4 protein-coding genes are annotated in these 5,626 nt (G+C 71.7%); all 4 read right to left on the bottom strand.

Translation table 11 applies throughout. The annotated features are described in order from the left end of the window. The coding region (locus ACOV8S_RS32170) for an AMP-binding protein (RefSeq protein WP_448322096.1) at positions 1–1,078 on the bottom strand (1,078 nt) is incomplete at its 3' end. Between the two features lie 142 nt (positions 1,079–1,220). Beyond that, positions 1,221–2,057 carry a siderophore-interacting protein gene (locus ACOV8S_RS32165; RefSeq protein WP_448322094.1) on the bottom strand — a complete coding sequence of 279 codons (837 nt, stop codon included), beginning with the start codon at positions 2,055–2,057 and terminating at the stop codon, positions 1,221–1,223. A gap of 63 nt (positions 2,058–2,120) precedes the next feature. Beyond that, on the bottom strand, positions 2,121–4,739 hold the full coding sequence (locus ACOV8S_RS32160; protein WP_448322092.1) for an amino acid adenylation domain-containing protein: 2,619 nt from the start codon (positions 4,737–4,739) through the stop codon (positions 2,121–2,123). 46 nt (positions 4,740–4,785) lie between these two features. Beyond that, complete coding sequence (locus ACOV8S_RS32155) at positions 4,786–5,589, bottom strand: 2-keto-4-pentenoate hydratase (RefSeq protein WP_448322090.1); 804 nt, start codon at positions 5,587–5,589, stop codon at positions 4,786–4,788. Between the last annotated feature and the right edge of the window lie 37 nt (positions 5,590–5,626).

Below are 5,626 nucleotides of genomic sequence, written 5' to 3'. Positions count from 1 at the left end.
GCTCACCTGCCGCACCCGCCGGGACCGGCGACATCCCCTCGTCGAGCACATAGGCCCGCTTCCCGTCGAGCGGGCGCCCGATCGGCAGCGGCGCCGGCAGTTCGCTGCCGAGCCTCCACGGCTGCTGGGTCGCGTACAACGTGGTCTCGGTGGGACCGTACGCACTGCGCACGACGATGCCGGGGCAGTGGTCCAGCACCCGCCGCACCGCGGTCGGGGAGACCACGTCGCCGCCGGTGATCACCTCACGGACACCCGCGAAGCACGTCGGATCCTCCTCCGCCATCACCTGGAACAGGCCCGCGGAGACGTCCAGGGCGGTGATTTCCTCCTCGGCGATCAGCCGGGCCAGCGCCGCCACGCTCAGCTCGCCCTCCGGCGTGACGACCGTCCGCCCGCCGTGCAGCAGCGGGACCCACAGGCCGTAGATCGAGGGGTCGAAGGCGTAGGGGATGACCATCAGCACCCGCTCGTGCACGCCCGGCTCGAACATGCTGTCCACGACCAGGTCGAGGACGTCGCGATGGGTGACCGCCACGCCCTTGGGGCGCCCGGTGGAGCCGGAGGTGTACATCACGTACGCCAGCTGCTCGGGCCGGACCTCGACGTGGAGCTCGTCGGCCGGCAGCCCGGCCGTCTCCGCGTCCTCGTCCACCACCACGACCACGGGGGCGGACGGCAGACCGCGCCCGCGCATCGCCGCGTCGGTGAGGAGCACCGGCGCGGACGTCTCGTCCATGATCCTCTGCATCCGCTCCAGCGGACTGCCGCTGTGCAACGGCAGGTAGAACGCGCCGGACTTCAGCACGGCCAGCAGCGCGACCACCAGGTCCACCGAGCGTTCCATCAGCACCGCCACCGGCGCCTCGGGGCCCACCCCGAGACCCACCAGCCGGCGCGCCAGCCGGTTCGCCCGCCCGTCCAGCTCCCGGTACGAGAGCTCCCGTCCGGCACACCGCACCGCCACCACGTCCGGCGTCCGCAACGCCTGGGCCGCGAAGGCCGCCTGCACCGAATCACCGATCGACGCCGCGCTCGACCCGAGGGACCGGTTCTCGGCAAAATCAACAGCATGCATTGCTCGTTACTCTCTCTCGGTGGTGAGGTCGCGCGACTGTTGGTCGGCTCGGCGAAATGAGGGTGCGGGAGGTCACCGGTGACCTCGCCGTCCGCGGAAAGCGGGCCAGGAGGTCACCGATACGCGCCAAAGGGACCGTGAACTACACCGGGACCGGATCCGCCACGTCCCGGTTCCATTCGGACTTCGAGGACTGCCAGCCCTCCTCGTCCGCGCCCTGGCGCCAATAGCCGGAAATGGACAGCTGATCGCGGGCCAGGCCGCGTTCCACGCGCAGGTGGTGCCGCAGCGACTTCACGAAATGCGCCTCGCCGTGGACGAAGGCGTGCACCGTTCCGGCCGGGAAGGGCGACGCGGGGACGGCCGCGGTGAGCGTGTCGCCGATCGGGCGTTCCCCGCGGTGCAGCCAGGTGATCTCGGCGTCGGCCGGGGTGCGGATCTCCTGCTCCTCCTCCGGGCCGGAGACCTCGATGAACGCCTTGGCGACCGCTCCCGCCGGCAGGGCCTCCAGGGAGGCCGCGATCGCGGGCAGGGCGCTCTCGTCCCCGACGAACAGATGCCAGTCGGCCTCCGCGCCGGGCCGGTAGCCGCCACCGGGACCGATGAAGTAGATCTCTCCCCCCGGCCGCACCCTCGCGGCCCAGGGACCGGCGAGACCGCGCGCACCGTGGTGGACGAAGTCCACGGTCAGCTCGCCGGCCTCCGGGTCCCACCGGCGAACGGTGTAGGTCCGGGTCCTGGGCCACTGGTCGCGGGGGAAGTCCCGGCGCACGGCCGCGAGGTCGAACGGCTCGGGGTACCGCACCCCCTCCAGGGGGAAGATCAGCTTGATGTAGTGATCGGTGTACTGGCCGGCGGTGAACTCCCGCAGGCCCTCGCCGCCGAGCACCACTCTGGCCATGTGCGGGGTCACCCATGCGACGCGCTGCACCCGCCCTCGGTGCAGCCTCGACCTGTTGGACGTGGGTTGGACGGACATCAACGGCTCCTCGCCTGCTTCATTTCGTGGGACCTGCGTTTCCGGTCGGTACCGGGCGTCTGGTCAGAACTGCTTCTTCAGTGCCCTGGCCAGAACCGGAGCGATGTCCGCGAGCGCGTCGGCGCTCATCATCCGCATGTGCGGGAAAGGAGTGACGTGCTTCTCGATGCGGCCGCTCACATACGGCTCCCAGACCTCCGCGAGTCCGGTGGAATCGCCGTCCGGCCCTGCCGCCTCGATGAAGAGCATGTCGCCGTCGAAATGCTCGGGAGGCGCCACCCGGCTGATCCTGAGGTTGTTCTCCGTGATGTCGATGAGAGCGGCGACGGTCCGTTCGTCGAGACTGGCGAGCGTTCCGCCGTGCGCTTGGAGGATTTCGAGGACGCGCGGCATTCCGATCGGCCCGTCGCCCGGTTCGGCGTGGAAGGCGCCGATGCCGTCGAAGGCGAGTTCCAGGAGGTCGCGCCGGCCGCGCATGGCGTCCTCGCCGGCGTGCCCTCCGGTGCCGGCGTCGAGCACGGCCAGCAGGGACACCTGCTCGCCCTCCTGCTGGAGGCGGGCCGCCAGGGTGTGGGCGACCTTGCCGCCGAAGGACCAGCCCAGGAGGGCGTACGGGCCGGACGGCTGGATCGCCCGGATGCGGCCGAGGTAGTCCTCGATCAGCTCGTCCATGACGGCGGGAAGCGGCTCGTCCGCGGCCAGCCCCCGTGCCTGGAGCCCGTACACCGGGTGCTCCTTCGGCGCGTAGCGCAGCAGACCGGCGTAGCACCAGGCCATGCCGCCACCGGGGTGCACGCAGAACAGTGGCGGACGGCTGCCTGCCGAGCGGAGGCCGAGCACGGGCGCGAGCGCGCTGTCCTGCCCCTCGCTGTCCGCCTGGCCCAGGTTCGCCAGGGCGGCCACGGTGGGAGTGTTGAGCAGGCTGCGGATCGAGAGCCGCACGCCCAGGATCGCCCGGATGCGGCTGACCAGACGGGTGGCCGACAGGGAGTGACCGCCGAGCTCGAAGAAGTTGTCGTCGATGCCGACCCTGGGCACGCCCAGGATCTCGGCGAACAGGCCGCAGAGGATCTCCTCGCGCGGGGTCCGCGGACCGCGCCCGGTGCGCGGGACCGTCGGGGCGTCCGGAGCGGGCAGGGCCCGGTAGTCGACCTTGCCGTTGGTGGTCAGCGGAAGGTGGTCGAGGACCGTGAACGTGGAGGGCACCATGTACTCCGGCAGCAGGCCGGCCGTGTGGGTGTGCAGGGCTCCGGTGTCCACCGGGCCGGCTCCGGCCTCGGCGACCACGTAGGCGGCCAGGCGCTTGTCGCCGGGCTGGTCCTCCCGGGCCGCGACCGCGACCTGGGCCAGGCCGGGGAAGCGCCCCAGCACGGCCTCGACCTCTCCGAGTTCGATGCGGAAGCCGCGGATCTTGACCTGGTCGTCGGCCCGGCCCACGAACTCCAGCAGCCCGTCGGCGGACCAGCGGGCCAGGTCGCCGGTGCGGTACATGCGGCTGCCGGCCGGGCCGAAGGGGTCGGCGGCGAACCGCTCCGCGGTCAGGTCCGGGCGCCCGTAGTAGCCCCGGGCCAGACCCGTGCCCGCCAGGTACAGCTCACCGGGCACTCCCGCCGGGAGGGGGGCGAGGCGCTCGTCCAGGATGTAGGCGCTCATGCCGTCCAGCGGGCGCCCGACCGGTATCGGCGCGGGCACGCTGTCGGTCGCGGTCCACGGGGACTGGCTGGCGAAGAGCGTGGTCTCGGTGGGCCCGTAGGCCCCCCGGACCACGGTGTGGGGGCTGTGCTCCAGGACTCGTCGGACGGCGGTCGGGGAGATGACGTCGCCGCCGGTGATCACTTCGCGGACGCCGGCGAAGCAGCCGGGGGCCTCCTCGGCCATGACGCGGAACAGGCCGGCCGTCACCTGCAGTCCGGTGATCTCTTCCTCGGCGATCAGGCGGGCCAGGGTCGCCACGCTCAGGTCACCCTCCGGCGTGACGACCGTCCGCCCGCCGTGCAGCAGCGGGACCCACAGTTCGTACGTCGAGGGATCGAACGCGTACGGGGCCACCATCAGCACCCGCTCGTGCGCACCGGGTTCGGTGAACATGCTGTCCCCGGCCAGGTCCAGAACATCGCGGTGGGTGACGGCCACGCCCTTTGGGCGGCCGGTGGAGCCGGAGGTGTACATCACGTACGCCAACTGCTCGGGCCTGGACTTGACTTGAGGAGTGACGGCCGGAAGACCGGCGAGTTCCTTGTCCTCGTCCACCACCACGGCCACCGGCACGGTGGGCAGGCCGCGGCCGCGCATCGCCGCGTCCGTGAGGAGCACCGGAGCGGCCGTCTCGTCGACGATCCACTGCATCCGCTCCAGCGGACTGCCGCTGTGCAGCGGGAGGTAGAACGCGCCGGCCTTCAGCACGGCCAGCAGCGCGACGACCAGGTCCACCGAGCGTTCCATCAGCACCGCCACCGGCGCCTCCGGACCCACCCCGGCGCCCACCAGTCGGTGCGCCAGCCGGTTCGCCCGCTCGTCCAACTCCCGGTACGGGAGCTCCCGTCCGGCACACCGCACCGCCACCACGTCCGGTGTCCGCAACGCCTGGGCCGCGAAGGCCGCCTGCACCGACCCACCGGTCGACGGCGTGTCCGGCTCGAACGGCCGGCTCTCAGCAAGAACGGCCGCATCCGCAGCACGCATGACCCATCACCCTCTCTCGATCTCGTACGTGTGTTCGCATGGGGAGCTACGCAAGGACGCGCTTGCTCGCGGTGGAAAGGGACACGGATCCCAGGGACCCGAAGGAGGCGCTGACGGTGGCGCCCGCCACCAGGTCGACCGCCGCGGCCAGCGATCCGGCCAGGACCAGGTCTCCGGCGCCGATCCCCGCGCCGAAGGAGGCCAGCATGCGCACCAGGCAGGCCACCGACTCCGCCGGATGCCCCAGCACCGCGGAGCCCTTCGCCGTCTGTACGGAGTCACCCGAGGTGAACACCATCGTCTCCGCGGCGAGGTCACGTCCGTCGAGGGGAACTCCCCTGCCCACGACGGCCATCGCCGACGAGGCGTTGTCCGCGACGGTGTCCACCCACGCGATGTCCCAGTTCTCGATACGGCTGTCGAGCACCTCCAGGGCCGGGTAGACCTCGGTGGTGACGGCCAGGACGTCGGCGGCCGTCGTGCGGGGGTCGGACAGGTCGGCGCCGATCCGGAAGGCGATCTCGCCCTCCACCTTGGGGGCGATGAAGCGGTCCGTGTCGAGACTGGCGCCGTCGGGGAGGAGCATGGCTTCGGTCAGGAAGCCGAAGTCCGGCTCGTCGACGCCGAACATCTGCTGGATGGCGACGCTGGTGGCGCCGATCTTGTATCCGGCGTGCACCGCGCCGTTGCGGTACTCGAGGGCACGGAGGGCACGCTGCACCGCGTAGGCGTCCTGCGCGGTGAACTCCGGGTACCGGCCGGAGAGGGGCGGTACCGCCCTGCGCTCGTTCTTGGCGTTCCAGAGTTCGCCGGCTATCTGTTCGTGCGTCGCGTGGGCTACAGGGGGCATGTCGTGTGGCCGAGTCGGGCGCCCGCGCGGATGAGGG

The organism is Streptomyces sp. CO7, assembly GCF_053474865.1.
The sequence above is the reverse complement of the archived record's forward strand: the minus strand, read 5'-3'. Positions and strand labels throughout refer to the sequence as shown.

What these genes read in the sequence shown, in the direction of transcription:
- ACOV8S_RS32165 (WP_448322094.1), bottom strand. Translation starts at nt 2,057, where the DNA reads ATGTCCGTCCAACCCACGTCCAACAGGTCGAGGCTGCACCGAGGGCGG.
- ACOV8S_RS32160 (WP_448322092.1), bottom strand. Translation starts at nt 4,739, where the DNA reads ATGCGTGCTGCGGATGCGGCCGTTCTTGCTGAGAGCCGGCCGTTCGAG.
- ACOV8S_RS32155 (WP_448322090.1), bottom strand. Translation starts at nt 5,589, where the DNA reads ATGCCCCCTGTAGCCCACGCGACGCACGAACAGATAGCCGGCGAACTC.